The sequence below is a fragment of the Hyalangium versicolor genome (assembly GCF_020103695.1).
Classification (GTDB): domain Bacteria; phylum Myxococcota; class Myxococcia; order Myxococcales; family Myxococcaceae; genus Hyalangium; species Hyalangium versicolor.
This window is the reverse complement of record NZ_JAHXBF010000011.1, coordinates 230,339-255,502: the sequence shown is the minus strand read 5'-3', so window position 1 is coordinate 255,502 and position 25,164 is coordinate 230,339. Positions and strand designations below refer to the sequence as shown.

Annotated in this window: 16 protein-coding genes; 9 read left to right on the top strand and 7 right to left on the bottom strand. The window is 67.3% G+C overall.

Annotated elements, in window-relative coordinates:
- The first annotated feature begins 121 nt into the window (after positions 1-121).
- Together KY501_RS23835 and KY501_RS23830 are read left to right on the top strand one after the other, a co-directional pair.
- A complete protein-coding gene (locus KY501_RS23835) occupies positions 122-1,318 on the top strand; it encodes an acyl-CoA dehydrogenase family protein (protein WP_224365548.1) in 1,197 nt (398 codons plus the stop codon).
- 27 nt (positions 1,319-1,345) lie between these two features.
- On the top strand, positions 1,346-2,497 hold the full coding sequence (locus KY501_RS23830) for an acyl-CoA dehydrogenase family protein (protein ID WP_224365547.1): 1,152 nt from the start codon (positions 1,346-1,348) through the stop codon (positions 2,495-2,497).
- Here the strand turns inward: KY501_RS23830 and KY501_RS23825 are convergent.
- Positions 2,474-4,024, bottom strand: coding sequence for a methyl-accepting chemotaxis protein (locus KY501_RS23825; RefSeq protein WP_224365546.1), 1,551 nt, complete (start codon positions 4,022-4,024; stop codon positions 2,474-2,476). The two genes, KY501_RS23830 and KY501_RS23825, sit on opposite strands and share 24 nt — an antisense overlap.
- A gap of 344 nt (positions 4,025-4,368) precedes the next feature.
- On the opposite strand from KY501_RS23825, the gene KY501_RS23820 reads away from it, so the two are divergent.
- Positions 4,369-5,493 carry a serine/threonine-protein kinase gene (locus KY501_RS23820; protein WP_224365545.1) on the top strand — a complete coding sequence of 375 codons (1,125 nt, stop codon included), beginning with the start codon at positions 4,369-4,371 and terminating at the stop codon, positions 5,491-5,493.
- Between the two features lie 92 nt (positions 5,494-5,585).
- Here KY501_RS23820 and KY501_RS23815 read toward each other — a convergent pair whose 3' ends face one another.
- Both KY501_RS23815 and KY501_RS23810 read right to left on the bottom strand, forming a co-directional pair.
- Positions 5,586-6,707, bottom strand: coding sequence for a hypothetical protein (locus KY501_RS23815; protein ID WP_224365544.1), 1,122 nt, complete (start codon positions 6,705-6,707; stop codon positions 5,586-5,588).
- A 171-nt stretch (positions 6,708-6,878) separates the two neighbouring features.
- Positions 6,879-7,199: a hypothetical protein gene (locus KY501_RS23810; protein WP_224365543.1), complete on the bottom strand. Its 321-nt coding sequence runs from the start codon at positions 7,197-7,199 to the stop codon at positions 6,879-6,881.
- 231 nt (positions 7,200-7,430) lie between these two features.
- Between KY501_RS23810 and KY501_RS23805 the strand changes: the two genes are divergently transcribed.
- The 6 genes from KY501_RS23805 (at position 7,431) to KY501_RS23780 (ending at position 15,555) form a co-directional block, all read left to right on the top strand.
- Positions 7,431-8,537 carry an efflux RND transporter periplasmic adaptor subunit gene (locus KY501_RS23805; RefSeq protein ID WP_224365670.1) on the top strand — a complete coding sequence of 369 codons (1,107 nt, stop codon included), beginning with the start codon at positions 7,431-7,433 and terminating at the stop codon, positions 8,535-8,537.
- A 27-nt stretch (positions 8,538-8,564) separates the two neighbouring features.
- On the top strand, positions 8,565-11,663 hold the full coding sequence (locus KY501_RS23800; protein ID WP_224365542.1) for an efflux RND transporter permease subunit: 3,099 nt from the start codon (positions 8,565-8,567) through the stop codon (positions 11,661-11,663).
- A complete protein-coding gene (locus KY501_RS23795; protein WP_224365541.1) occupies positions 11,660-12,157 on the top strand; it encodes a MarR family winged helix-turn-helix transcriptional regulator in 498 nt (165 codons plus the stop codon). The genes KY501_RS23800 and KY501_RS23795 overlap by 4 nt, the downstream gene beginning before the upstream one ends.
- Positions 12,158-12,308: 151 nt before the next feature.
- Positions 12,309-13,676 (top strand): TolC family protein, encoded by a 1,368-nt coding sequence (locus KY501_RS23790; protein ID WP_224365540.1) that lies wholly within the window; start codon positions 12,309-12,311, stop codon positions 13,674-13,676.
- Positions 13,673-14,992, top strand: a complete 1,320-nt coding sequence (locus tag KY501_RS23785) for a POTRA domain-containing protein (RefSeq protein WP_224365539.1) — start codon at positions 13,673-13,675, stop codon at positions 14,990-14,992. Before KY501_RS23790 ends, KY501_RS23785 begins: the two co-directional genes overlap by 4 nt.
- Positions 14,993-15,009: 17 nt before the next feature.
- A complete protein-coding gene (locus KY501_RS23780) occupies positions 15,010-15,555 on the top strand; it encodes a TetR/AcrR family transcriptional regulator (protein WP_224365538.1) in 546 nt (181 codons plus the stop codon).
- 8 nt (positions 15,556-15,563) lie between these two features.
- Here KY501_RS23780 and KY501_RS23775 read toward each other — a convergent pair whose 3' ends face one another.
- From KY501_RS23775 to KY501_RS23760, 4 genes are all read right to left on the bottom strand, one after another.
- Positions 15,564-16,631, bottom strand: coding sequence for a fatty acid desaturase family protein (locus tag KY501_RS23775; protein WP_224365537.1), 1,068 nt, complete (start codon positions 16,629-16,631; stop codon positions 15,564-15,566).
- Between the two features lie 24 nt (positions 16,632-16,655).
- Positions 16,656-23,153 carry a type I polyketide synthase gene (locus KY501_RS23770; protein ID WP_224365536.1) on the bottom strand — a complete coding sequence of 2,166 codons (6,498 nt, stop codon included), beginning with the start codon at positions 23,151-23,153 and terminating at the stop codon, positions 16,656-16,658.
- A 23-nt stretch (positions 23,154-23,176) separates the two neighbouring features.
- A complete protein-coding gene (locus tag KY501_RS23765; protein WP_224365535.1) occupies positions 23,177-24,601 on the bottom strand; it encodes an SDR family oxidoreductase in 1,425 nt (474 codons plus the stop codon).
- Positions 24,602-24,680: 79 nt separating this feature from the next.
- Positions 24,681-25,148 (bottom strand): FBP domain-containing protein, encoded by a 468-nt coding sequence (locus tag KY501_RS23760; protein WP_224365534.1) that lies wholly within the window; start codon positions 25,146-25,148, stop codon positions 24,681-24,683.
- Positions 25,149-25,164: the final 16 nt, after the last annotated feature.

The window sequence follows — 25,164 nt, the reverse complement described above, 5'->3', positions numbered from 1 at the left end:
ACATCGAACTCGAAACCCCTCCGGCACCTCCGCTCCGGGAGCACGCTCCGCTTCCAAGAAGGTATAGAGGGACAGGGACAGCGAAGCCGGAGAGGATGCAGTCCCTGCCCTGGAGCGCACCATGGACCTGAACTACACCCCCGAGGAGCTCGCCTTCGCCGACGAGGTTCGGCAGTGGGTGCGAGCCAACCTGTCACCCGAGACGCGAGACCGCGTCCTCCACCACAAGCACCTCGACAAGGAGGAGCAGGTCACCTGGCAGCGCCAGCTCTACGAGCGCGGCTGGGGCGCCCCTCTCTGGCCGAAGGAGTACGGAGGCACGGGCTGGAACTCCGTGCAGAACTACCTCTTCGAGGAAGTGCTGGCCGAGGAGGGGGCTCCTCCGGCACTGCCGTTCGGCTTGAGCATGATCGGCCCGGTGCTGATGGCCTTCGGCAGCCAGCGGCAGAAGGACTACTACCTGCCGCGCATCCTGCGGATGGATGACTGGTGGTGCCAGGGCTTCTCCGAGCCGGGCTCGGGCTCGGACCTGGCCTCGCTGCGGATGACGGCGGTACTCGACGGCGACCACTGGGTGCTCAACGGGCAGAAGACGTGGACCACCCTGGGCCAGTACGCCAACATCATCTTCCTGCTGGCACGCACCGACCCGGCGGCCAAGAAGCAGCAGGGCATCTCCATGCTCATCGCTGACATGGCCACGCCGGGGATCACCTTGCGGCCCATCATCATGCTCGACGGTGAGCACGAGGTGAACGAGGTCTTCTTCGACAACGTCCGCATCCCCAAGGAGAACATCGTCGGTGAGCCGGGCGCGGGCTGGACCTATGCCAAGTTCCTGCTCAGCCACGAGCGCACCAACATCGCTCGAATCGGCCGCTCCAAGGCGGAGCTGAAGCGCCTGAAGGAGATCGCCGCCACGGAGACGGTGGACGGCGTGCCGCTGATCCAGAACGAGGCCTTCCGCAAGAAGATCGCCGCGGTGGAGATCGAGCTCATGGCGCTGGAGCTGACCAACCTGCGCATGATCGCCGCCGAGCGGTCCGGCCATGCGCCGGGCGCGGAGGCCAACATGCTCAAGATCCGGGGCTCGGAGATCCAGCAGTCCCTGACGGAGTTGATGATGGAGGCGGTGGGCCCCTACGCGCTGCCTTTCAACCCGGCCGCCCGGGAGCCGGGCTGGAGCGGTGAACCCATTGGCCCCGAGTACGCCGCGCCGCTGGCCTCGGACTACTTCAACTTCCGCAAGACCACCATCTACGGCGGCTCCAACGAGATCCAACGCAACATCCTGGCCAAGTCGGTGCTCAAGCTCTGAGCCGGCGCGAGAGGAGGGAGACACACCATGGACTTCAGTCTGACCGACACGCAGCGGATGCTGCGAGACACCGCGACACGGCTCATCCGCGAGCGCTACGGCTTCGAGAGCCGGGCGAAGATCCTCGCCTCCCCGGAGGGCATCTCCCGGGACATGTGGGCCACGTTCGCGGAGCTGGGCCTGCTCGGGGTGGAGATCCCCGAGGAGTTCGGAGGCATTGGCGGTACCTTCCAGGATCTGGCCATCGTGCTGGAGGCCTTCGGGCGCGGCATGGTGGTGGAGCCCTTCCTCCCCACCGTCGTGCTGGGAGCGGGGCTGCTCCGGGCCGCGGGCAGCGAGGCGCAGAAATCCCAATGGCTGCCTCGTGTCATCGACGGTACGGCGTTCCTGGCCTTCGCGCACGGTGAGCCCAGGTCCCGCTACTCGCTCACCCACGTCACCACCACGGCCCAGGGCGATGCCCAGGGCTACACCCTCCAAGGGACCAAGGCGGTGGTGCTCGGAGGAGACTCCGCCCACCTGCTGATCGTCTCGGCGCGCACGGCGGGCGCGCAGGACGCGCAGGACGGGCTGTCCCTGTTCCTCGTCGAGCGCGACACTCCGGGCGTGAAGATTCGGGGCTATCCCAACGTGGACGGCACCCGGGCGGCCGAGGTGACGCTCGAGAACGTGCGGGTGCCCCGCGCGGCGCTGCTGGGACCCGAGGGAGGCGCGTTCCCGTTCATCCAGCAGGCGATCGATCGCGGCATCGCCGCCCTGTGCGCGGAGGCGGTGGGCAACATGGAGGCGCTGAACGAGGTGACGCTCGACTACCTGAAGACGCGCACCCAGTTCGGCGTGCCCATCGGCAGCTTCCAGGTGCTGCAGCACCGCATGGTGGACATGTTCATTGCCCACGAGCAGGCCCGCTCCATGGCGATCCTGGCCGCGGACCGCGCCGACAGCACGGACGCTTCCGCGCGCACCCAGGCCATCTCGGCCGCCAAGGTGCAGATCGGTTGGTCCGGGCGCCTCATCGGGCAGCAGGCGATCCAACTGCACGGAGGCATCGGCACCACCATCGAATACAGCGCCGGCCACTACTTCAAGCGGCTGACCACCATCGATCGGACCTTTGGGGACGCCGATTTCCACCTGACCCGCTTCGCCAACATCTCAAGCCCGCCGAGCGCTCGCTGAGGTTCGAGGGGGCTCGCGAGCGCCCTCGACGCGGAAGAAGGACACCACCTGGCTGAGCGTCTCGGCCTGGGCCGCCAGCTCCTGGGAGGTGGCGGCCAGCTCCTCGGCCGCTGAGGCGTTGCGCTGCGTCACATCGTCCACGTGCTCCACGGCCGTGCTGATCTGGGTGACGCGGGTGCTCTGCTCGACGGAAGCCGCCGCCACATGCTGCACCAGATCCGTGGTCTGCCGGATCGTGGGGACCAGTTCCGACAGCAATGTTCCCGAGCGCCTGGCCACCTTCAGGCTTTGGGTGGTCAGCGAGGAGATCTCCTGCGCCGCCACGCGGCAGCGCTCTGCGAGCTTGCGGACCTCGGAGGCCACCACCGCGAAGCCCCGGCCATGCTCGCCCGCGCGGGCCGCCTCGATGGCCGCATTCAGCGCCAGCAGGTTCGTTTGATAGGCGATCTCCTCCACGATGGAGATCTGCTCCGAGATGGCGCCCATCGCTTCCACCGTCGCCTTCACCGCCTCGCCACTCTCCTCCGCATCCCTCGAGCCTTGCAGGGCCCGCTGCTCCAACTGCTGGCTGTGAGCCTGGTTCTGGTGGATGGTGTCTGTCATCTGCTCCAGGTTGGCGGAGGTCTCCTCCACCTGGGCGGCCTGCTCATTGGTGCCCTGGGAGAGCCCCTGCGCGGAGGCGAAGACCTGGGAAGCGGCTCGCGCGAGCGAAGAGGAGCCTTCGCGCACCTCGCCGATGACCTGGCTGAGCGTGCGTTTCATCACCTGCAGGGCAGAGAGCAGCTGGCCCGTCTCGTCCTGCGTCTCGGCCGTGATGGGCACGGTGAAGTCTCCCTCGGCGAGCTGGTGAGCCACGCTGACCGCATCCTTGAGAGGCCGCGAGATGAGCCGAGCAATCACCAGGCTCAGCACGAGGCTGAGCAGCGCGCTGAAGCCCAGGGCGGCGATGATCCACTGCCGGTAGGACTCGTATGTCTCGTCCGCATGGGTGGCGGCCGCGTCCGAGTTCTTGCGGTTGATGGTGACCAGCTCCCCGAGTTTGGTGTTGAGGGTCTCGAAGGCACTCAGGAGCGGCCCCAGCGTCAGCGCGATGGCCGCCTCGTCCTGGTTCTGCCGGGACAGCTGGAGCAGTTTGGGGTGCTGGAGCAGATAGTCCTCCCACAGTCGCTTGAACTCTTCGTATGCCGCGTGTTCCTGCTTGGAGACGGAGAGGTGCTCGTATTGGGCCATCAAGGCGCGGATGCGCTGGACGGTCTCGTCCTGGTGCTGCTCCAACTCGGTCATCTGCTCCTGGGTGTTGACGAGGATGTGGTCGAGCTGTCTGCGGCGGAAGCTCGCGGTGCGGTCCTTGAGGTCTGCCAGCACCGCGACACTGGGCAGCCAGTTGTGGGCCAGCTCCTGCGAAGTCTCGTGCACGGTGGACAGCTGCTCCAGGGAGAAGAGACCGAGTGTCGCGTTCAGGCCCAGCAGGGTGAGGAACGACATGAAGAGCTTGGAGGCGATCTTCAGGTTGTGGAACCAGGTCACGAGACGCTCCGGGGCAAGGCGTGCGCAGCAGGCAACAGGGACGCGTGCCGAGGGAACTCGAGTCAGGGTGTCCGTGCGGAGGGCGAGCGCCAGCATAAGAGCAACGTGCGGTGGAGTCCCAGCACTGGGAGTCGCCAACGCCATCGCCTGGGCACTGTCGTTGCGTGTAGGGCAGGTGGTGCCGCAACCTGCGTCCTGTCCGAAGTGGATGAGGACTCGCGATCGGTTCGGTTGGAGTGTTACTCTCCAGGTCGGAACGTCCGATATGACCTGTGGCGTAGCCTCCCGTCGCAGCCACCATTCTCCACTGCCCTGACCGCCGTGCTCACCCGAGGAGTGCCCGCATGCCCAGCCCGACCCGCTCTGCCCCCGCTGCCCTGCAAGGTCAGCGTTTCACCATTGGCGCCCATCGCTACTGCGCCGTGCGCAAGCTGGACACGTTGGGAGTGGGGGAGCGAATCCTGGCGCGAGCCGAGAGCCCGAGAGCCGTGGGAGAGTGGGTTCTCCTGAAGCGCTTGAATGACTCGGCGCAGCCGGGCGCTCGGAAACGGCTGCTGGAGGAGGCGTGGCTGTTGGGCAGGCTCGACCATCCCAACATCGCGCGGCTGGTGGCCGTATCTCCCCGGGCTCGGCAGCCCGTGCTGGTGATGGAGTACGTGGAGGGATTGTCGCTGCAGCGGGTATTGAACCGTGCCGCGCGGAGGCGCAGACCCATGTCCCCGCGGTTCTCTGCCTATGTGGTGTCCCAGATCGCGGATGCGCTGCATGCCGCGCACAACCTCACGGATGAGGAGGGACACCCGCTCCAACTCGTTCACCGGGATGTCAGTCCTCGCAACATCCACCTGGGCCAGCAGGGAGAGGTGAAGCTCATGGATTTCGGGGCGGCATTCACGGTTCAACCGGGTCGTCCCGTGACGCAAGGAGGGCGGGTGAAAGGAGATCTGGCGTATGCGGCGCCTGAAGTCTTGCGGCACGAGAGACCCGATGCTCGCGCGGACCAGTTCTCCCTGGGGTTGGTACTGGTGGAATTGCTGACCAACCAATATGTGCTGGATGCGTCCTGGGAGCACACACCCATTACCTTGACGGGCCGTCTGGCGAAGCTGGCGCACAAGCTGAAGCCCGAGGAGCCAAGCTGGGCCTCACCGGCGGAGTTGGCAGCCCGGGCCGAGAGCATTCATCCAGACCTTCTGGCGCGGGTGATGGCCTCCGTACCCGAGCCCTTGAAGGCGATAGTGGATCGCGTGCTGCGTCCCCGTCCGGAGGAGCGGTACCCCTCCGCGGCCGTCATGAGGGACGAACTGCTCGCATTCCTGGGCGAGCAGGGCTCTGTCTATGGGGGGCGTGAGATGATGGCGGAGCTGCGGCTGCTCATTGCGAGGGCGCCCCGTTGGAGCGCGGGCGTGGAATCGACGCGCGAGCCCATTCCTGCTGAGTTCCGCCGCTCTCATGCACGGAATGACTGAGCGCTTGCGGCGCGGCGAAGGGGGGCTGTGGAAACTCCGCCGGTCCGTCCCGGCGGAACCACCCAGGTCCGCCGGGACAGCGGACTTCCGTCCTACTTCTTGCCGCCGGCGCCCATCACGGTCGACAGCTTCAGTTCCTCGGGGCTCAAGCCCCACTGCGCGATCGACAGGCCGCCCGCTTCCTGCTTTCCACTGTAGGTGGTCGCCAGATCCTGCGGCTGGACCTGCTGCAGCGACCACTTCCCGTCCGGCTGCTTGACGTACATCTCCAGCGGCTTGTTGGGAGAGAGCGCGTTGGCCGGAAACGGCGCATTGTTCTGCAGGTGCTGCTGGACCGCGTTGGTCCCTCCGACGATCTCGTTGCCGTTGCGCAGCGAACCCGGGGGCAGGCCATTGGCCTTCTCGATCTGCTCCAGCCGTCCCTGCTTGCTCGTGTCGGAGGCCAGCGTGTAGCGCCGCTGCGCGTTCATATCGCTCTCGATGCCAGTCCGCTGTGCCTTCAGGGCGTCGAGCTGCTGCTTCTGGGGGTTCTGGGCCTCCCACTCCTTGATCTTGGCGCCCATCTCCTTCTTCGGCACCCCTTGAGCAGTCAGCTGCTGGGTATACGCCTGGCGCTGGGTCTTCAGCGCCGCCTCGCCCGTGCTGATCTGCGACGAGAGCTGCTGATGGTTGGTGGTCAGCTGCTGCCACCGCTGGGGATTGGCGCCCACGGGCACCTTGTTGTCGCCCCCGGCGAACTCCGAGAAGTAGCCCTTGGACTTCAGGCTGTTGAAGTTCGTTTCGCCAAGGTTCTGCTTCCACTGCGCCTCATTCCACCCGAGCTTGTCGCCCTGCTTCAGCGCCTGCTGCTGCTGAGGGGTGAGCTTCACGTTGGGGGGGGTCGTGTCGAACTTGGTGGGACGCGCGTACGCATAGTCGATCAGGTGGACGACGCCCTGGTTGCGCCCGGCGGCATTGGTATTCCACTGGTTGAGCGCCGCCTGCTCCTGGGTCTTCCGGCCGAAGTGGCTCTCCAGGTTCGAGTAGTTGCCCTGGAGCTTGCCCGGCTGCGGATTCCGGACCGACTGCGTCGGGATCTGCCTCGTGATGTCCGGGAGCTGCGGGGCGGTCGGGGTGCGCGGCGAAGGGGGGGCGCTCCGGGGAGGGGTGGGCGCGGTGGGCCGTGGCGTCGACAGCGAAGGCAGCGAGTTCGAGCGGAAGGGGCGCGTTTTCATGGGAGAGCTCCTGGGTCCTGAGATGTCCGTCTCTAGAGCATCGCCCGTGCCAGCCCCTGTTCGACGCAGGGTGTCGCGCAAATCCCTGGATTTCGGGCACTCGCATGATTCGTCGACCGGTCAGGCCTGCCCCAGAGGGTGACTGCGGTCATCAGCTGGTGACCGCAGTCATCATGCCCCTGGAGGGCTCAGGGAGAGGACGGAGGGCACGCGAGTGGGGGAGGCCAGCCGCAGCAGGCCCAGGCCCATTCCGGAAAGCCCGAGCAGCAGGCCGAGGCCAGCTCCAGCAGCGCCCAGGCCACGCCTGCAACTCCGTGCGAGAGCCCTGCCAGGGGCTTCTTCGTCGTCGCCGGACTCCACCATCCCGCCGTGCCAACGGAGGCGAGCGGCGCCCACCTGGAGGAAGGGGGTGAGGAAGCCGGTGAACAGGGGAGGAGCGTCATCCCCCGGCGAAGGCAGGCGTTCCGGGAGCGTGGGGAGCGGCTCGTCCATGAACTCGCCTGAGGAGACCTGCTCGAGCACCGTGCTCCAGACTTCAGAGGGTGGTGGCCCTTGGCGGGCCGCGCTTTCCCTACACCAACACCCCTTTTCGAGAATAACCGTTCAGCAGATATCCTGTGTTGCAGGATATCTGTCCGAGGGTATATTGCTTCGCACCGTGGATGCGGGTGCTGACCAGGGCACCCGCGGGAACAGCCGAGGCAGGAGCGTGAAGCCGTGAAGATGCGAATCGGGTTGAAGGGAGCGTTGGTGGCGGTGGCGGTGGCGGCGTCCGGTTGTTCGAAGGGAGGAGCCGCCGCGTCCCTTCCCTCCCCGAGCGCCAGCGCGGCTCCCAGGGCCATGGGCGTGAAGGCCATCGCACCCGCCACGAAGCTGGATGCGAATGTGATGAGCGCCACCGGTCACCTTCGCTCCCGGCAGCAAGCGACGCTGGCCTCACGGAGCTCGGGGCCGCTGACCCGGGTGCTCGTGGACGTGGGCGACAGGGTGAAGAAGGGGCAGGTGTTGGCCCAACTCGACACGGCGAGCCTCTCCATCTCGGTGGAGCAGGCGAGTGCCTCCAAGGCCGCGGCCGAGGCCGTGCTGGATGGCGCCACCCTCGAGGTGGAGCGTGCCCGGAAACTCGCTGAGTCGGGCAGCGTCCCGAAGTCCACGCTGGAGAAGGCGGAGATTGCCTTCCGTCAGGCCCGGGCCTCGGCGGCCCAGTCCGGCGCCGCGCTCAAGAACGCCTCGCAGATGCTGAGCGATGCCTCCATCGTGGCTCCGTTCGACGGCGTCATCACCGCGCGGACCAAGCACGTGGGAGACATGGTCAACACCTCCACGGCCATCTTCACCCTCGTGGATCTGGAAGGCATCGAGGTGCGCGCGCAGGTGCCGGAGACCATCATCGACTCCGTTCAGGCCGGGAGTGTGGCCAAAGGCACGCTGAGCCCGACCGGTGCCCGCTTCGAGGCCCGGGTGCGCACGGTGGGAGGCGTGATCGATCCCCAGACGCGAACGGTGGAGGTTCTCGCCGATGTCCTCCGTGGCCAGGAGAAGGTGGCCTTCAGACCAGGAGCCCTCGTGGAGCTCGACTTCTCCACCGCGGCGCCTGAGGCGAGCACTCCCAAGGGAGTGTTCCTCCCCGCCGAGGCGGTGAGCAGCCAGGGCCAGGACGGCGTGGTGTGGGTCATCCTGGACGGCAGGGTGGAGCGCCGCGAGGTGAAGGTGCGGAGCGTGATGCCCGGCTACGTGCACGTGCTCGAGGGATTGACGGCCCAGGAGCGGGTCGTGGCGGACGCGAGCCTTCCCATGAAGGACGGTTCCGCCGTCCGGGTGACCCAGTAGTCCCGAGCGAGCACCTCCGAGGCCCCCATGAGTCCCCTCAAAACCTTCATCGCTCGCCCCGTCTTCACCACCATGCTGATGGCGGCGGTGGTTGTTTTCGGAGTCTTCTCCTACCCCCGCATCGGCGTGGATCAGTTCCCGGACGTGGAGTTCCCCGTCGTCACGGTGACCACGCTGTTGCCTGGCGCTGATCCCGAGACCATCGAGAAGAACATCTCGGATCCTCTCGAGGAGGCTGTCAACACGCTGAATGGCGTGGACACGCTCAACTCCGTCAGCATGGAGAGCGTCAGCCAGGTCACCGTCCAGTTCACGCTCGGCACCAACCCGGAGATCGCCGCCCAGGACGTGCGAGACCGAGTGCAGGCCACGCTCCAGCAACTGCCCGACGAAATCGAGACGCCCGTCGTGGAGAAGTTCGACATCGGCGCGGCGCCCATCCTCACGCTGTCGCTCGCCGGCTCGCTGCCCATCGAAGAGCTCACGCGCGTGGCGGAGGACGTGGTGAAGCCCGCGCTCCAGCGGCAGGACGGCGTGGGCAGCATCACCGTCGTCGGTGGGCGCGAGCGGCAGGTCCAGCTCGTGGTGGATCCGCAGCGGCTGCGCGGCTACGGGCTGGGCATCAGCGACGTGAGCCAGGCGGTCGCCGCGCAGAACCTGGATGTTCCGGGAGGCCGCGCCATCGACAGCGGGCGCGAGCGCGTGGTGAGGATGACCTCCGAGGTGAAGAGCGTGGAGCAGCTGCGCAACCTCATCATCGCCAGCCCCCAGGGAGCGCCCATCCGCGTGCGTGATGTCGCCAGCGTGGTGGACGGCCCCGAGGAGGCGCGAGGCTCCGCCAGCGAGGCGGGCGCGAGCGCCGTGGCCCTCATCATCCGCAAGCAGTCCGGCTCCAACACCGTGCAGGTGGCCCGCAACGTCACGGACTCGCTGGCCGAGCTCAACACCTCCCTGGAGGCCCGGGGCGTCCGGGTCTCGACGGTGTCGGACAACTCGCGCTTCATCCGGGCGTCCATCGCCAGCGTGCAGTTCGACATGATCCTGGGCGGCGTGCTCGCCGTCGTCATCGTGCTCGTGTTCCTGCGCAACCTGCGCTCCACCCTCGTGGCGGCCATCGCGCTGCCCATCTCCGTGATTGGCACCTTCGCCGTCATGGCGGTGCTCGGCTTCACCTTCAACATGATCACGATGCTGGCGCTGACGCTGTCCATCGGCCTGCTCATCGATGACGCCATCGTGGTCATCGAGAACATCGTGCGTCACATGGAAGAGGGGAAGACGCCCGCCCAGGCGGCGCTCGAGGGCACCGGACAGATTGCCGTGGCGGTGCTCGCGGTGACGCTGGCCATCGTCGCGGTGTTCATCCCCGTGGCCTTCATGCAGGGAATGATTGGCCAGTTCTTCTTCCAATTCGGCGTCACCGTGGCCGTGTCGGTGATCATCTCCTACGCCGTGTCGATGATCCTCACCCCCATGCTCTCCAGCCGCATCCTGCGGGAGCATGCCGGCCCGGGCAACCGGGTGAGCGCCGCCATCGAGCGGGGCCTGATCGGCATCGAGAACGGGTATCGCAAGATCCTGGGGAAGATCCTGGACTGGCGCTGGCTCTCGCTGGGCATCGCCATGGGCGTCCTGGTGCTCACCGTGTTCATGGCGGGCCTGCTGAAGTTCACCTTCATCCCCGCGTCGGACAACGGCAACATTCGCGTCGCCGTGGAGCTGCCCATCGGCTCCCGGCTGGAGGACACCCAGAAGATCGTCGAGGAACTGGACGATCAGGTGCGGCAGGTGCCGGGCGTCGCGTCGACGTTCATCACCATCGGTGGAGGCGTCCAGGAGCAGGTGAACAAGGGGGAGATCCTCGTCAACCTCGTCCCCGTCAAGCAGCGGAAGTTCACCCAGGAGGAGTTCAAGGACTACCTGCGCCAGAGCCTCCCGCAGCGCTCGGATGTCAACGTCGCCTTCCTGGATGTCTCTTCCGTCGGTGGTGGCGGCGCCACCCAGGCCGTGCAGTTCAACCTGCGCGGGGACGACTGGAAGGAGCTCATTGCCGCCTCGGAGACCATGCGCCAGGTCATGCTGAAGAACCCGGGGCTGGTGGACGTGGACACCACCTACCGCTCGGGCAAGCCGCAGTACGACGTGGAGGTGGACCGTGAGCGCGCCGCGCAGTTGGGCATCGTCTCCGCCCAGCTCGGCTCGACGCTGCGCGCCTTCCTGGGCAAGGACAAGTTCGCCGACTACCGCGAGAAGGGCGAGACGTACGAGGTGACGCTGCGTCTGCCTGACGCGATGCTCGCCTCGGAAGATGCCTTGGGGCAGCTCCCCGTGCGCGCCGCGGACGGCACCCTCGTGGAATTGCGCACCATTGCCCGCGTCATCCGCTCCGAGGGGCCGGTGCAGATCAACCGGCAGAGCCAGAAGCGGCAGATCACCATGCTGGCCAACCTGGCGGGCACCTACAGCCTGGGTGAGGCCATCAACTTCCTCAATGCCCAGGCCCAGAAGGAGCTGCCCCCGAGCATCACCTCCGAGGTTGCGGGCAACGCGAAGGAGCTGAACAAGACGGTGGGTGCCTTCGTCCAGGCGCTCCTGCTGGGCATCGTGCTGCTCTACATGATCCTCGCCGCGCAGTTCGAGAGCTACATCCACCCCTTCACCATCATGGTCTCCTTGCCCTTCTCCTTCATCGGAGCGGTGGGGGCCCTGCTGATCTCGGGACAGGCCATGTCGATGTTCGGCTTCATCGGCATCATCATGTTGATGGGCCTGGTGGTGAAGAACGGCATCCTCGTGGTGGACTTCACCCAGCAGATGCGCGAGGAGGGCAAGAGCACTCGCGAGGCGCTCCTGGCGGCGGCTCCCGTCCGGTTGCGGCCCATCCTGATGACCACCGTGGCGATGATCGCCGGCATGGTGCCGGTGGCCCTGGCCCGGGGAGACGGCGCGGAGTCCCGCGTGCCCATGGCGCTCGTCATCATCGGCGGCCTGGTTACCTCCACCGTGCTCACCCTGGGGGTGGTTCCCGTCGTCTATTCGTTGCTGGATGGGCTTTCTGAGCGCTTCAAGCGCCGCAAGGCCCGCTATGGTGCCCCTCATCACCCCGTGGAAGAAGGGGCCCCATGAAGAAGAAAGCGAAGAAAGAGCCCGCGGAAGATGCCCAACCCACCCGTGAATCGCGCGAGCGCGCCGCCCTGCTCATCCAGAAGGTGATGGACTTCAAGCGGACCCTTTCCGAGCGCAAGGATCCCATGGTCGAGCTCGACAAGCAGTGGGACATCAGCTCCACCCAGCACAACGTCATTGTCTGGCTGGGATATGACGGCCCCTTGCAGACCGGGGAGCTCTCCCGGCGGGCGCAGATCCACGACAAGAGCATCACGGGTGTAGTGGATCGGCTTGAGAAGCGAGGGCTCATCCAGCGAGAGCGCTCCCCCGAAGACCGGCGCACCGTCATCGTCACGCTCACCGACGAGGGGCGCAAGCTCTACGCTGAGATCTACGAGATCATGGAAGGAGGGTTGGGCTGGATCATCCAGTCCATGGACGAGCAGGAAGAGACGATGGCCTTCCAGATCGTGGAGCGGCTGCTGAGAGCCGTGAACAACCTGCCGCACTGACAGAGGCTCGTGGGGTCCTTCTCAGGGCGCTCGGACCCCTGGCCTCGCCCCTTTCACTGCTTTCCGTGTCGACCTTCCGGTCTCCCACCCGGGACCGCAACGCCCTTCGTGTGTCCTCTCGCTTGCCAGCACTTTCACAACGGTTTTCACCATGTTCCTCCGGACCCTTCTCTCCAGTTTCCTGCTGACGCAGGCTCCCAGTTCCTCCGATGCCCCGGTGCGTGCTCCCACCTCCGAGGTGGCGGCTCCCGCTCCCGCGGGGGCTTCGCTGCCGCTGCTCACCTTCGAGGAGGCCATCTTGCTCGCGGAGAAGCAGAACCCCAGCCTCGAGGCCGCCCGGGCTCGGTTGGAGCAGTCCCGGCTGCTCGGGAACAAGGCTTGGTCCGGCTATCTGCCCAACATCACCGCGGGCGGTTCGTACATCCACAACCCCAAGGAGGTGTCGTTCGAGTTCCCCGGCTTCCCAGAGCCTGTTGTCCTCCAGAAGCAGAACCAGCTCTCCGGGCAGCTCTCTGCGCGGCAGGCGCTGCTCGTCCCCACGCTCTGGCCCGCAATCCAGGGTGCATACCTGGGTGAGCGCACGGCGGAACTGACCACGGAGAACACCCGCCGGGAGATCCTCTTTGGCGTGGCCCAGGCCTATCTCGGCGCCGCGAGCCTGCGGGAGTCCCTGGCGGTGAGGGAGCAGCTCCTGGAGGTTCGCCGGGGCTTCGAGCGCGATGCCCAGGCTCGCTTCGAAGTCGGGGACGCGGAGAAGCTGGCCGTCCTGCGCGCGACCCTGGACCGCAAGCAGGCCGAGCAGGAACTGGTCCGCAGCCGCAGCGACTATGCCACCGCGAAGAGCGCGCTGGCCGTGCTGCTCGGGCGCTCCGTGGATTTCGAGGTGGTGACTCCTCAGGGCGCGAAGTTCACCGCGCCTCCCGAGTCCGCCAACCTGGACCGGGCGGAAGAGAAGGCCCTCGAGCAGCGTCCGGATGTCTCGGCCGCGCGCCTCAACGTGGACATCGCTCGAACCGGCCACCGGCAGGTGCTCTTCGAGTACCTGCCCAACCTCTATGCCACGGCGAACTACTCGGCGAGCAACGCCGCGGGCCTGACGGGCGCATCCTCCACGTGGACTCTGGGGTTGTCCCTGTCGTGGACGCTGCTCGATGGAGGGTTGCGTGAGGCGAAGCTGAGCGAGGCCTCGTCGAAGATCGCCGAGGCGAATGCCAACCTGCGGGGCACGGAGCTGAAGATTCGGGATGAGGTTCGCAAGGCCCGGTACGCGCTGGAGAGCGCGGAGGCCAACCTCTCCACGGCCGAGGAGCGGGCGAAGATTGCCCGGGAGAGCGCTCGGCTGGCCAAGGCGAGCTTCGATGCGGGGGCGACGACGTACCTGCAGGTGACGGATGTCAACGCGACGCTCGCGAGTGCGGAGCTGGGCTTTGTGGCCGAGTCCCTCAATGTGCAACTCTCTCGATTGGCCCTGGCGCGTGCGATGGGCCTCTTCGAGCTCTCGGGGAACCCTTCTCCATGATTCGACTCTTCCGCCGGGTGTGTCTGGTCGCCGTGCTTCACGGGGTGGGATTCCCTGGTCTGGCTTCGGCCCAGGAGCCGCAGCCCGAGCCGCTCCCCGTCCCGGCCCCCGGCGGATTGGAAGTCGAGGCGCAGGCTGCTCCGCCCGAGGAGCCCACGGGGCGCATCGAACGCATCGAGGTCAGCGGCAACACCCGGACGCGAGACTCCGTCATCCTCCATGCGCTGCAGACCGCCCCTGGGGATGTGTTCACCGCCAGCTCCGGAGCAGAGCTGAAGCGGCGGGTGCTCAACCTGAGGCTCTTCAAGAGCGTGGAGGTCCACACTCGCCCTGAAGGCACGGGCGTCGCGCTCCAGGTCCAGGTGGAGGAGCGCTGGACCCTGTTGCCCTTTCCCATCTTCAGCTCCAGCGAGGGGCAGTGGCAGGCGGGAGTCTTTGCCGTCGAGAGCAACCTGTTCGGCCTCAACAAGACCTTGGTCTTCGGAGGGCTGGCGGGGAACCGCGGTGGCTCGGTGATCTCGATGTACCGGGATCCGGGGATCGCCGGCAGCCTCTGGACGGGCCGTCTCTGGTTCCAGTTTGCGAAGAAGGATCGGGAGCGGCGCCTCGACGACATTGTCGTGGATGCATATACCGACCGGCGTTTCGACATCTCGGGCTCGCTCGGCTATCAGCTGACGTCGGCGCTGAACGTGGGCGCGGGACCGTTCGCCCTCACCAACAAGCCCCTTCCGTTGGCGGGCGGAGCTGCCACGCCGGAGCCCGGGGAGGCGTATGGGGTGAGCCTCACGGCGGAGTACCTGGGCCAGGACTTCCACTTCTATTTCAATGAGGGCCTCGCAGCCCTGGTGAGCTATCGCCAGGGGCTGGGTTTCCTGGGCTCCTCGCGTGAGCTGCGCCAGCTCTCCGTCTTTGCCAGCTACACGCTGCCGCTGTTCGGCAACCACGCGCTGACGCTGGCAGGCAGCCACATCCAGGGGCATGGAGATCCCGTTCTGGATGCGCAGCTGCTCGGAGGCCGCCCGGGGAGCCGCGGCTTCGCCCAGGATACGCTCTGGGGCGATACCGTGAGCACGTTGACGCTCGAGTATCAGGTGCCCCTCTGGAGCCCCCGCCTGGCGACCGTCACTGCTCATGCCTTCGTGGATGTGGGCCGGGTGCAGTTGGAGGAGTCGCTGACACGGTACGCCGCGCCCGGCGTCGGGTTCCGGGTGTATCTCCGAAGCGTGGCCATTCCCGCGGTGGGGGTTGAAGTGACTCGCAGCCCGGAGACGGGAAAGCTCCTCCCCAGCGTCGCCGTGGGCTTCTCCATGTAGCCATGATGATCCTCTCCTTGAACGAGAAGCACCGTGCCGCGATTCTCGCCGCCGCCAGGAAGTCCTTTGCCCGGTACGGTTTCCTGGAGTCTTCCCTGGAAGACATTGCCCGGCGCGCGGGGCTCGGGCAGGGGTTCATCTCCTTCTATTTCGAGAGCAAGGCAGAGCTCTTCAGCGCGGTGGTGAGGCAGGTCCGGAAGGAGTTGTTCGCTGAGCTCGAGGCGGCTGTCAGAGGTTCCTCCACTCCCGAGGAGAAGCTGCGGACCTTCGTGAGGATCCGGCAGGAGCAGATGGAGCGAAGCCTCCAGGAGTTGCGTCTCTCTCCTGAGGCGATAGCCGGTATGCGCCCTCTCGTGGAGAGCGTGGTGGTGGAGCAGCAGGCGCGCGAGGTGGCGTTGCTCGAGTCCATCCTCGTGGAGGGCAATACCCAAAGAGCGTTCACGTTTGGCAATCCCAGGGCCGTGGCTCGCTCCGTGGTGGAAGGGCTTCGGAGCATCGAGCGGACGCTGGTGGAGTTCAGCTTGAGGCTCAGGCGCGAGGACGTGCAGGGCCCCAAGTCTTGAGGCGATGTTTACTCGAGCCTGTGTCGCAGCTCCGCAGTGCTCACCGCGCTCGTGCCATCCGGCCCCGTGAAGTGTTGTCCATCCCTGTAGAGGGCTGGGCGCGAGAAGAGCGTGCGCAAGGCCTTCAGGTGTGGAGCAACGATGGACGCCTCGGGGTTGATCGCGCGCAGGTGCTTGCGCAGCAGTGGCGCGAACCTCGGGCTCATCGCCGGGAAGATGTGGTGCTCCTGGTGGTGGCTGAAGTGCAGGTGAATCAAGTCCATCACCGGGTGCGTCTCCACGCTCGCCGTGTTCACGAACGGGTTGTCCGTATCCTGGGATGCAGGCAGGAGCCAGTGGTTGGTGGCGATGTAGATCATCAGCGTGGCGTTGCTGAAGAGATGGGGCAGGAGGATCGCGTAAATCGCTCCCCGTGGTCCCATGGCCCAGCCCAGCGTGCCCCAACCCAATGCCAGCAGCACGGTGAGGATCCGCTCCCGCGTCCGGCTCATGCGCACCTGCTGGTGCTGGGGCAGGTTGCTGTGATGCCACAAGAAGGCCTGCCCCTGAGCCGTGAAGAAGAAGCTGAAGCTGATGAAGCTGATCCACGAGCCCGAGCCCGGGGAGATGGCATGGAACAGCTTCGCGAACCGCTGGGTGAGCCATTCCTCCTGGCGCGGGAGCACGTCTGGGTCCCGGACATGGATGTTCGCGGCGCTGTGGTGCGCCTGGACGTGCCATGCGCGCCACGTCCCCGGTGTCACCAGCCACGGGCTGAAACCGGCCCAGCCCAGGATGTCCTCCAGCACCCGGCTGCGGAACACCGAGTGGTGCAGTGCCTCATGCGCCGCCAGGCCCACCGTGGTGAGGAGCTGTCCGAGCACGAATGAGAGCAGGAGGCAGCCCCACCAGGGCATCCACTCCTGGCACACCGTCCACATCAGAGCGATCTCCACAGGCACGAGCGCGAGCGCGAGCACCCCGCGCAGCGGCTGCGGCTGGAAGGCTTCAGGAGGCATGGCCCGTCGCAGCTCGGTGCGGAGCTGACGGAAGTCATGGACGGAGATGGGGTTTGTCCGGAGAGAAGAAGAGCTCATGGGTTCGTCCGATGAAGAGGTGTCTCAGGCCATGGGACGGGCGAGCCCGCCCTCGAACAACATCCGCACGCGTCCCGCCTCGTCGATGGCCGCGACGCTGCCGCACTGAACGACGTCCCCCTGCACCTTCGGGGGGAGGGCCTTCAGGGAGAGGTGGCGCCGCGCACCGCCATGGCTCTCCACCAGCTCCCGGTCGAACGTCGTCCGCCGGAGTTGGATGGGTACGAACACGGCGTCCGAGACTCCTGCCGCGTGCATCGTGCTCAGTCGCAGGGCGGCATCCAGGACGAGCGCTGGAACGCTGCTCCCTGCTTGTTGCGGCGATGTCGGCAGGCCCAGTCGTGCGAAGCGGGCCGTCGGCTCGAGCCGGATCTCCTCCAGGCAGTCGAACATCTTCCGCAGCTCGACAGGAGACCCGGTGACGCAGTGGGGATCTCGGACGCTCACGCCGCTCCCGGAGGGCATGGCCTTCTCGAGCTGTGGCAGGCCCCGAGGAGGCTCCGCCGTCAACGTGAAGCGGGCCTCGGCGTAGATGAGATCCCGCTCCAGCACCACCCCGGAGGCATGCGTCACATCTCCGGTCAGCTGGACCTGCACGCAATAGCGGCCCGGCTCGTCAACGAGCGGGGTGCACTCGGCTCGCAGCAGCTGCCGCCCCCCGGGCTTGACGCGGATGAAGCGCGAGAACCGCACGTCCTCGATGGTGACGGTGCGCAACTCCGGCCGCCCATCTCCCAGAGCGGCCTGCAGCATCAGGTCCAGTGCCCAGGCCCCAGGCAGCGTGGGTGTGCCGCGGACCAGGTGATCCTCCAGGCAGGGGAGGCTCGTCGCGTCGACGACGAGCTCCCGCCGCACGGGCCCCGCCTTCTTCGGAGCCGGAGCCTCCGCAGGCAGCAGCTCCAGGCTGTAGTAGGCGCGCTCGCTCTCAGTGAGCTGCACGTTGATGGGCTCGCGTGGTCGGCCGTCGATGAGCTGGAGGAAGAGCGCCTCACCCTCCTCGGCGCGGATCCCTCGGAGCTGGCGGCTGGCTCCGAGTACGCGGTACTCCGAGCCTCGCGTCATCCCGATGCCGTCCCACGCCAACCACCCCACGCTGCACCAGCGGACCTCCTGGCGGGTGTCGCTGACCCAGGCGCAGAGCCGATCCAGTGCCTCGTTGGCCGCTCCGTAGTCCGCCTGACCGTCGTTGCCGATGAAGCTGAACGCGGAGGTCAGGACATGGAACGGTACGGGGCGTGTGAAGCCACGCGTGCAGGCCTCGTGGAGGTTCCGCAGGCCGAGGAGCTTGGTGTCCAGGTTGGTCCGCAGTTCGTCGAGCCGCCTGCGGTTCAGCTTCTTGGATGTTTGGGTCCCGGCGCCGTGCACCACCAGGTCCAGGCGGCCGTGCTCACGGGCGATCTCCTGCACTACCCGCTCGACCTCCTCGGGCCGCGTCACATCCGCGACCCGGTAGACCATCTGTCCGGGGAGCCTCGCGATCCCCTCGAGCGTGGTCCTCAGTTCACGCGCGGCCAGGTAGCGCTCGAACCGCTTGCGCAGCTCGGGCATCTTCGTCGCGCGGTTATTGGCCAGCTCCGAGGCGTAGAACTCCCGCTCCACCTGTGGGAGCTCCTCCTCGCGAGCTTGACGGATGCGTTCGGGTGCCTCGTCTGGATCGCTTCGGCCGATGAGGACGACCTTGCACCCGTACCGCTTCAGGAGTGCACCCGCAAGGACCGCTGTCACTCCGCGTCCGCCTCCTGTGAGCAGGACCACCGAGCGTGCATCGAGCGACGGAGCGGGATCTGCCGTGACTTCCGTAGGACGGAGGCGGCGGACGCAGCGCTGCGGCCCATCGAAGCAGACCTCGATCGAGGAACCGCCCTCCTCCTCCGAGCCGAACTCCGTGGCGACGAGCTGGAGCGCTGCCGGGAGCGAGAGCAGGGTAGTGGAGATGGCTCGAACGTTTCGGGCCGGGACTTCACGTCCGAGAGACTTGAGCATGCCGGCGAACAGCCCCGTCACGGGGTGCAGGGTCCTGCGTGGGCCCACTCCGCCGATGCACAGGCTCCCCAACTCGACTTCGCCAGCGCTCAAGCGTTCGTAGGCGCGGCGTGCGGCGAGGAAGAGCAGCTCCAGTGCCTCGTGGCGCAGGGCCGTATCGCTGACCACGGAGGACTCACCCGCTCCGGACTCGAGCCGGCAGACCGAGAGGATGACCTGCGGTTCAAAGCCGAGCGCCTCAATGCCCGCCTGTGCTGTCTCCTCACGCGTGAGGTCGATGCGGCGGATTCTTCCACTGGCGAAGGAAGTTCCCGCGCAGAGGATGAGGTGCTCAGAGCCACACAGCGCGTCCGCATGGGATGCAAGCTCTCCTGCCAGGGTCTCATCCTGAGCGATGAACAGCACTCGCTTGCCGCGCCAGGATGGAGGCCGGGTGGCGCGGGCCTGGCGTTCGACGAGTACAGGCGCGTGGTACCGGATTTGCGCCGTATGATCGAAGCCTCCCGATGACTCCGGGGCAGGAGCCGCAGGGGCAGGAGCCGCCTGCTGGGCCGGTTGCGAGCCCTGTGTCTCCTGGAGCAGAGCGCGAGGAACGCCCGCGGCTTCTGTGGGTAGGAGCTGGATCTCGAGGCGAGCACCCGTTGCGGCGTTCGGGTGGAAGAGGAGCGTGGTGGCACGCCCCGCCGTGGCGGCCATCACCGAGCGGAGGACCTCCAGGCTCTCCCCAGCCGAGTGGGGCGGAAGCTCGATGCGCGCTCCGGAGTGCTGCTGAACGTCAGCCGACAGTCGGAGATGGCACAGGGGCTTCAGTCCCAGTCGCTCGGCCTTCACAGCCGTGGTGACTGCCAGCATCGCCACACCCTCGGCAGGCTGGGACGATCCCTGACCTTCCTCCCCTGGCCGGAGGACATGCGTGCTGCCCACGAGCACCAGCTCGAACCCGCTTTCCATCAGTCCGCGCGAGGCTCGAAGTGCCTCGGCCAGCGAAGCGGCCCCAGCGTCGATCACGAAGTTCGGGCCCTTGGTGTCGAGTGCACCCGCGATGCGACCGGGGGTGACGTTGGGCATCATCCCCTGGAGGGTGTAGGGCCCCGAGGGACGCACCGAACCCTGGATGGCCTCGTGGAGGCGGTTCGCCAGGGGCAGAACCGAGGCGAACTCCGGAGCGCGCTGGGTGAACTCGCGGATCCGGCGCAGGGTGGAAGTGGCCAGCACACGCTGGGTGGCCTCCACGCCGCGGCGGGTCTTCCCCTCGAGCCCGAGAACGATCGCGGTGCCCGAGCGCACCGTGTCGAAGACACCGAGCTTCTGCACGAGAGAGCTGGCGACGGTGAGTCCCAGGCTCTGGGTCGGATCCATGTCCTCGGAGATGTCCGGCAACAGGCGCACCGAGGAGGGCAGGCGGATGGAGCCAGTGTCGAAGCGTGGCCCCACTTCGGTAGGCACTCCCGCTACGGGAACGCCCCGCGCATTCGGGAACAGACCCTCCGCGGCCACCACCACCAGCTCGTTCGCCTCGGTCGGAGGGATCCGGGGACGCGGTGCGAGCACGTCGCCCCGGTACTCCTCCAGCACCAGGTGAGCATTGGTGCCGCCGAAGCCGAAGCCGTTGGTGGCGGCGCGGCGGGGATTCTCCCCATTCTCCGGCCACGGCTGTTCGCGCGTGCTCACCTCGAAGTCCGGCCCGAGCGCGCTCAACGCGGAGCCGGGTCGCTCGAAGTTGGACTGCCGCGGAAAGAGCCGGTGCTCCAGGGCCTTGCACAGCTTGATGACCGAGGCAGCCCCCGCCGCCCAGCCAACATGTCCGATCAAGGCCTTGACGCTGGAGAGCTGGATGCCGCGCCGCTTGCCGCCGAAGACCCGAGCGATCGACTTGAGTTCGGTGGCATCCCCAGCAGGCGTCGCCGTCCCGTGTGCTTCGATGTACTGGATGGTGGAGGGCTCGACGTGGGCCGCCGTGTAGCAGGCCTCCATCGCGGCCACCTGACCCTCCGAGCGAGGGACATTCGCCGAGCTGCTCCGCCCATCACTGGAGAGTCCCGCGCCTCGGATGATGGCGTGGACTCGGAGCCCGGAGGCGACGGCGTCCGCCAGTCGCATCAGGCCCACCACGCCCGAGCCCTCACCGAAGATGACGCCGTCCGCGCGCTCGTCGAAGGGCCGGCTCCCAGTGGCGGAGAGTCCCTTGAACTGCGAGAAGAGGCAGCTGTTGCTCGGGCCCGGAGAGAAGACTCCGCCCGCCAGGACGAGGTCGGCCTCACCGAGCTCGAGCGCCTTCATGCCCAGCGCGATGGCGTAGAGCGAGGATGCGCAGGCCGCGTCGATGAGCACCGTGGGGATCTCGCGTCCAACCAGGTCCGTGACCACGGACTGGAGGATGGGGTGCGGCGCCAGCTCGTCGGAGTGGGACTCCACCCCGAGGGCAGTCCGTGCCGCACGAGCAAAGGCGGAGATGCCCGGGTTGCTCTCTCCCTGCGCGTGCAGCAGGGCTTCTCCAGCCTCCAGGCACAGCGCGGCGTCGTACTCGGAGGACCCGTCCGCGGTCGAGCCGAGCAGGCACTGAATGCGGCCGGACAATCGTGCGGGAACACGTTCCAGGCCTTGCAGGGCCTGTGCGAGCGCAATGGACAGCAGCTTTTGCTCCCGGACGTAGCGCTGGAAGCGGGCCGGGTCGAACCCCGGTGGTGGCACCAGGTCCGAGTCCCGCACGAGCCCTGTGAGCAGGGTATAGGTGCGATCCGGTGTGCCCACCGGGCCTGCGAAGTCCGTCACCAACTCGGGGTGGAGCAGGCCCTGATCAACGATGCCGCTGACACCCTGTCGGATGTGCTGCCAGTACGTCTCAGGATCCCGAGCACCCCCCGGGAGGATGCACCCCAGGGACACCACGGCCACTGCCGTGTCCGCGCCAGGGGCAGCGTCAGGCCTGGTGGTCGGCACAACCTCCGGACGGGGAGGCTCGCTGGCAGCAGGGCTTGCCGGGAGCATGCCGCCGATGGCGCTCACCTCGATGGGGCTGTTCTCAGGGAGGATTCGCTGGACGATGCGCGCCAGCCGCCCGCTCGTCCCGCAGTCCACGAAGCGAGTGCAGCCCGCGCGCGCCAGCGTCTCCACCGCTCCCAGGAAGTCGAAGGGACGCACCAGGTGGGAAGCCAGCGCCTGCGTCAGCTCCTGCTGGCCACTGGCATACGTGCGTCGCTCGATGGGCGAGTAGATGAGGCCCCGAGGAGGGCGCATGGCCACTCTGGCGATCGCGGCCCGGAAGGCGTCCGCGGCGGGTGCCATGCCAGGATGGTGGAAGGGGTAGCGGCTGGAGATGAAGGTGAACCCCCGTCCTCGGTTCTCCAGGAGCGTGCGCAGGCGTTCGAGTTCCGCTCGGGGACCGGCCACCACGGTCTGGCGGGAGTGGTTGCGCCCGGCGATCACCAAGTTCCGGGTTTCGGAGTCCGCGATGGCCCGAGTCGTCTCCGCTTCACCGAGGGCAATGGCCGCCAGGGTCCCGAAGTCGTCGGAGACCCTCTGGAGCGCCCGGACCCGTTGGCAGACGATCTCGGCACCCGTGCGCAGATCGAATGCCCCAGCCGCCGTCATGGCGGCGATCTCTCCGAAGCTGTGTCCCACGAATGCATCCGGGCGCGCCCCATGACGCTCCAACCACCGGGCGCCGAGGACACCGGACAGGAAGATGCCGATCTGGTCGATCTGCGGAGTGCGCTCGAGCGCTCGCTGGACGGCAGCGGCATCCTGGGCCGCGAGCAACGGAGCCGCATCGAGGCCGAGTGCCTGGCACGCGCTCGCCACACCCGCGAACTCATCCCGCAGCTCCGGGTGCAGCGCCTTCAACTGGACGAAGAGTTCGGGGTCGAACGTGCCCTGTCCGGCAAACAAGAGCGCCGTGGAGCCGGGAGGCAGTTGTGGCTCAAGAGCTGGTTTCGGCGGAGGAGGCACGGGAGCCACAACGGGCGCCGAAGCATGCTCCACCATCCGCGCGGTACCGATCGAGGCCGGAGCCGCCAGGAGCGTCTTTGCGAGTTGCCGGATCGGCTCGGGGAACAGCGCGTTGACGGAGGCGCCGCCCCGCAGCGCATGGTCCTTGAAGCTCTGGGGCGCCTCGGGCTCATGCAGGCTCGTCAACGCATCCAGGCAGCGCCGGAAGGACTCGGGGAACGCGCACAAGGTTCCGTGCGTCTTGTCGGCGCACAGGACGGTCTGGTACCCGCAGGCCACCGGGGTGCCATCGCTCTTCAGCGTCCGGAAGCAGAAGCGCAGCGAGAGCTCTCCCCGCTCCTCGATGGACGTGAGCACCACGAGCCGATCGCCCAGGTTGGCGGGAGCGAGGTTGCGCGAGTAACCCTCGTAGGTGAGCAGGAGCACCTGGTCGAAGTCGCGCCGGAACTCCGGCACCTCGAAGAAGTGCGGGCTGAAGAGCAGGTGCTCGCGGCCGGCGCACTGGAACTTGAAGTTGGTCAGGAAGTGATGGCTCCCGTAGGCCATCGTGTCGTCGAAGTGGACGTCGTACGGGACTGCGAAGAAGTGCATGGCAGGGGCTCCAGAGGAGAGGCTCAGGACGGCAGCAGTCCATCCACGGTTCCGGACAGGCCGGCATCCACCACCCAGATGGCGCCGTTCACGCGTTGCGTCCTCGGCCCCAGCAGGAGCTCGGTGACGTCGGCGACATCCTCCGCGGTGCACAGCTTCCCGCCGGGAGTGGTCGCCTCCCAGCGCGCGATGCGGCTGGCGGCATCGGGGAACATCCCGAGCAGCTCTCCATGCACGGGGCCGGCGGACACGCAGTTGGTGCGGATCCGATCCGAGGCCAGCTCCGCGGCCAGGTAGCGCGTGAGCGACTCGACGGCGGCCTTCGCCACGCCCTGGCAGCCCAGGTCATGCATGTACCGCTGGGACATGGAGGTGGACAGGGTGACGATGCTGCCTCCGCCGCGCCGAGCCATCAGCGGCCGAGCGCGCATGGCGCACTCGTAGGTGCCGGTGATGCAGGTGCGGAACGCCTTGTCCCAGTCGCGCGGGGTGATCTGGTTGAAGGGGCCGATGAGGCCGTTGGAGGCATTGCACACCAGGAAGTCGAGCCCCCCGAACTGAGAGTCGAGGGTGGAGAACATCCGCTCCAGGTGATCCTCCTGGGCCACGGAGCCCCACAGGTGGAGCGCCTTGCCGCCGGCAGCGAGGATCTCCTGCGTGGTCTTCTCGCCGTCCTCTCGGGAGTGGAACGAGTTCACCACCACGGTCGCCCCAGCCTGGGCCAGGCGGGCGGCGATCACCTTGCCAATTCCCTTCCCTGAGCCGGTGACGAGCGCGATCTTCCCTGCGAAGGGCAGGGCAGGGCTCGGAGCGGCCGGCGCGGGCGCAGGAGCCATGGGGGCGGAAGAAGCAGGGGCGCTCACCGCTCGCGAGGACGCCGCGGGAGCAGATACCGGGGCCAACTGCTCGCGGGCCGCTTCACAGATGGCGGCCAGGGTCCGCAGCCTCCGGGAGGGAGCCGGGCCCTGAGCCAGTCCGAGCTCCTTCGTGAGCACGGCCAGCACCTCGGCCTGCTTCACCGAGTCGATCCCGAGCTCATCCTCCAGGTCCGCCTCCAGGGTGAGGAGTTCCTCCGGGTAGCGAGTGACGCGCGCGAACACGGCGCGCACGCGCTGTTCGAGGTTCGGCGCAGCCTGCGGGGGCGGTGCGGCCGGTGGCAGCGGAGCCGCCTCGCTCGGAAGCTGCTGGGCCACCACGTCCGCGATCGCGCCGAGCGTCCGCGCCTTCCCGCTCTTGGGCAGCTGCTCGGGAGGGAGGTTGAATTCGCGCCCGACCACGGCAGCGATCTCGGCGAGCTTCACCGAGTCGATGCCGAGCTCATCCTCCAGCTGCGCTTCCGCCGTGAGGATGTCGAGGGGATACCGGGTGACGGAGGCCGCGCACTGGCGGACCCGCTCGAGGATGTTCGTGGCCGTGCCGCCGCTCTGCCGCGCTGCAAGGGAGTACATCGCCGCTCCTTGTTTTTAGCAAGTACGCGGCGGAAAGTGCATCAGGGGTCTGACATGCCCTGATTCAAACCGGAGCCCTCTAGCGGCTGGCGTCGATCCCCAGGCCTTCGCTGGCGAAGCGGGCCATCTTCTCGAGCAGCTCCTTGGAATCATCCACGGCACTGCGGCCGGACATGTTCGCCATCGTCTCCAACCGCTCGTTGCAGCGGAGATCGAGGCACAGGTTCACGCCCACCCGGCGCTTCGAGTCCAGATCCGTGGTGAGCAGTCCAATCACATCCGCTGTGCCGTTGGCATGGCACCATTCACACATCCGGCCGTGCAGCGTCTTGTCTCCCTGCTGGTCGCGGCGGAAGGCGATGCCGATGGGCCGCGCGTTGCTGGGGGCCTTGAACACCAGGAAGACGCGCACGCCGTAGGGGTCCACCCATGACAGGTAGTCGCGAACGAAGAGGGGGAACCGGGTGCCCTTGGGGAGCTCGACGGTCTTCCGATCCCGGGAGCGGAAGGCGTTCAGGAACTCTTTCTCGGATTGAATCTGGAACACGGCCACGTCCTTTCTT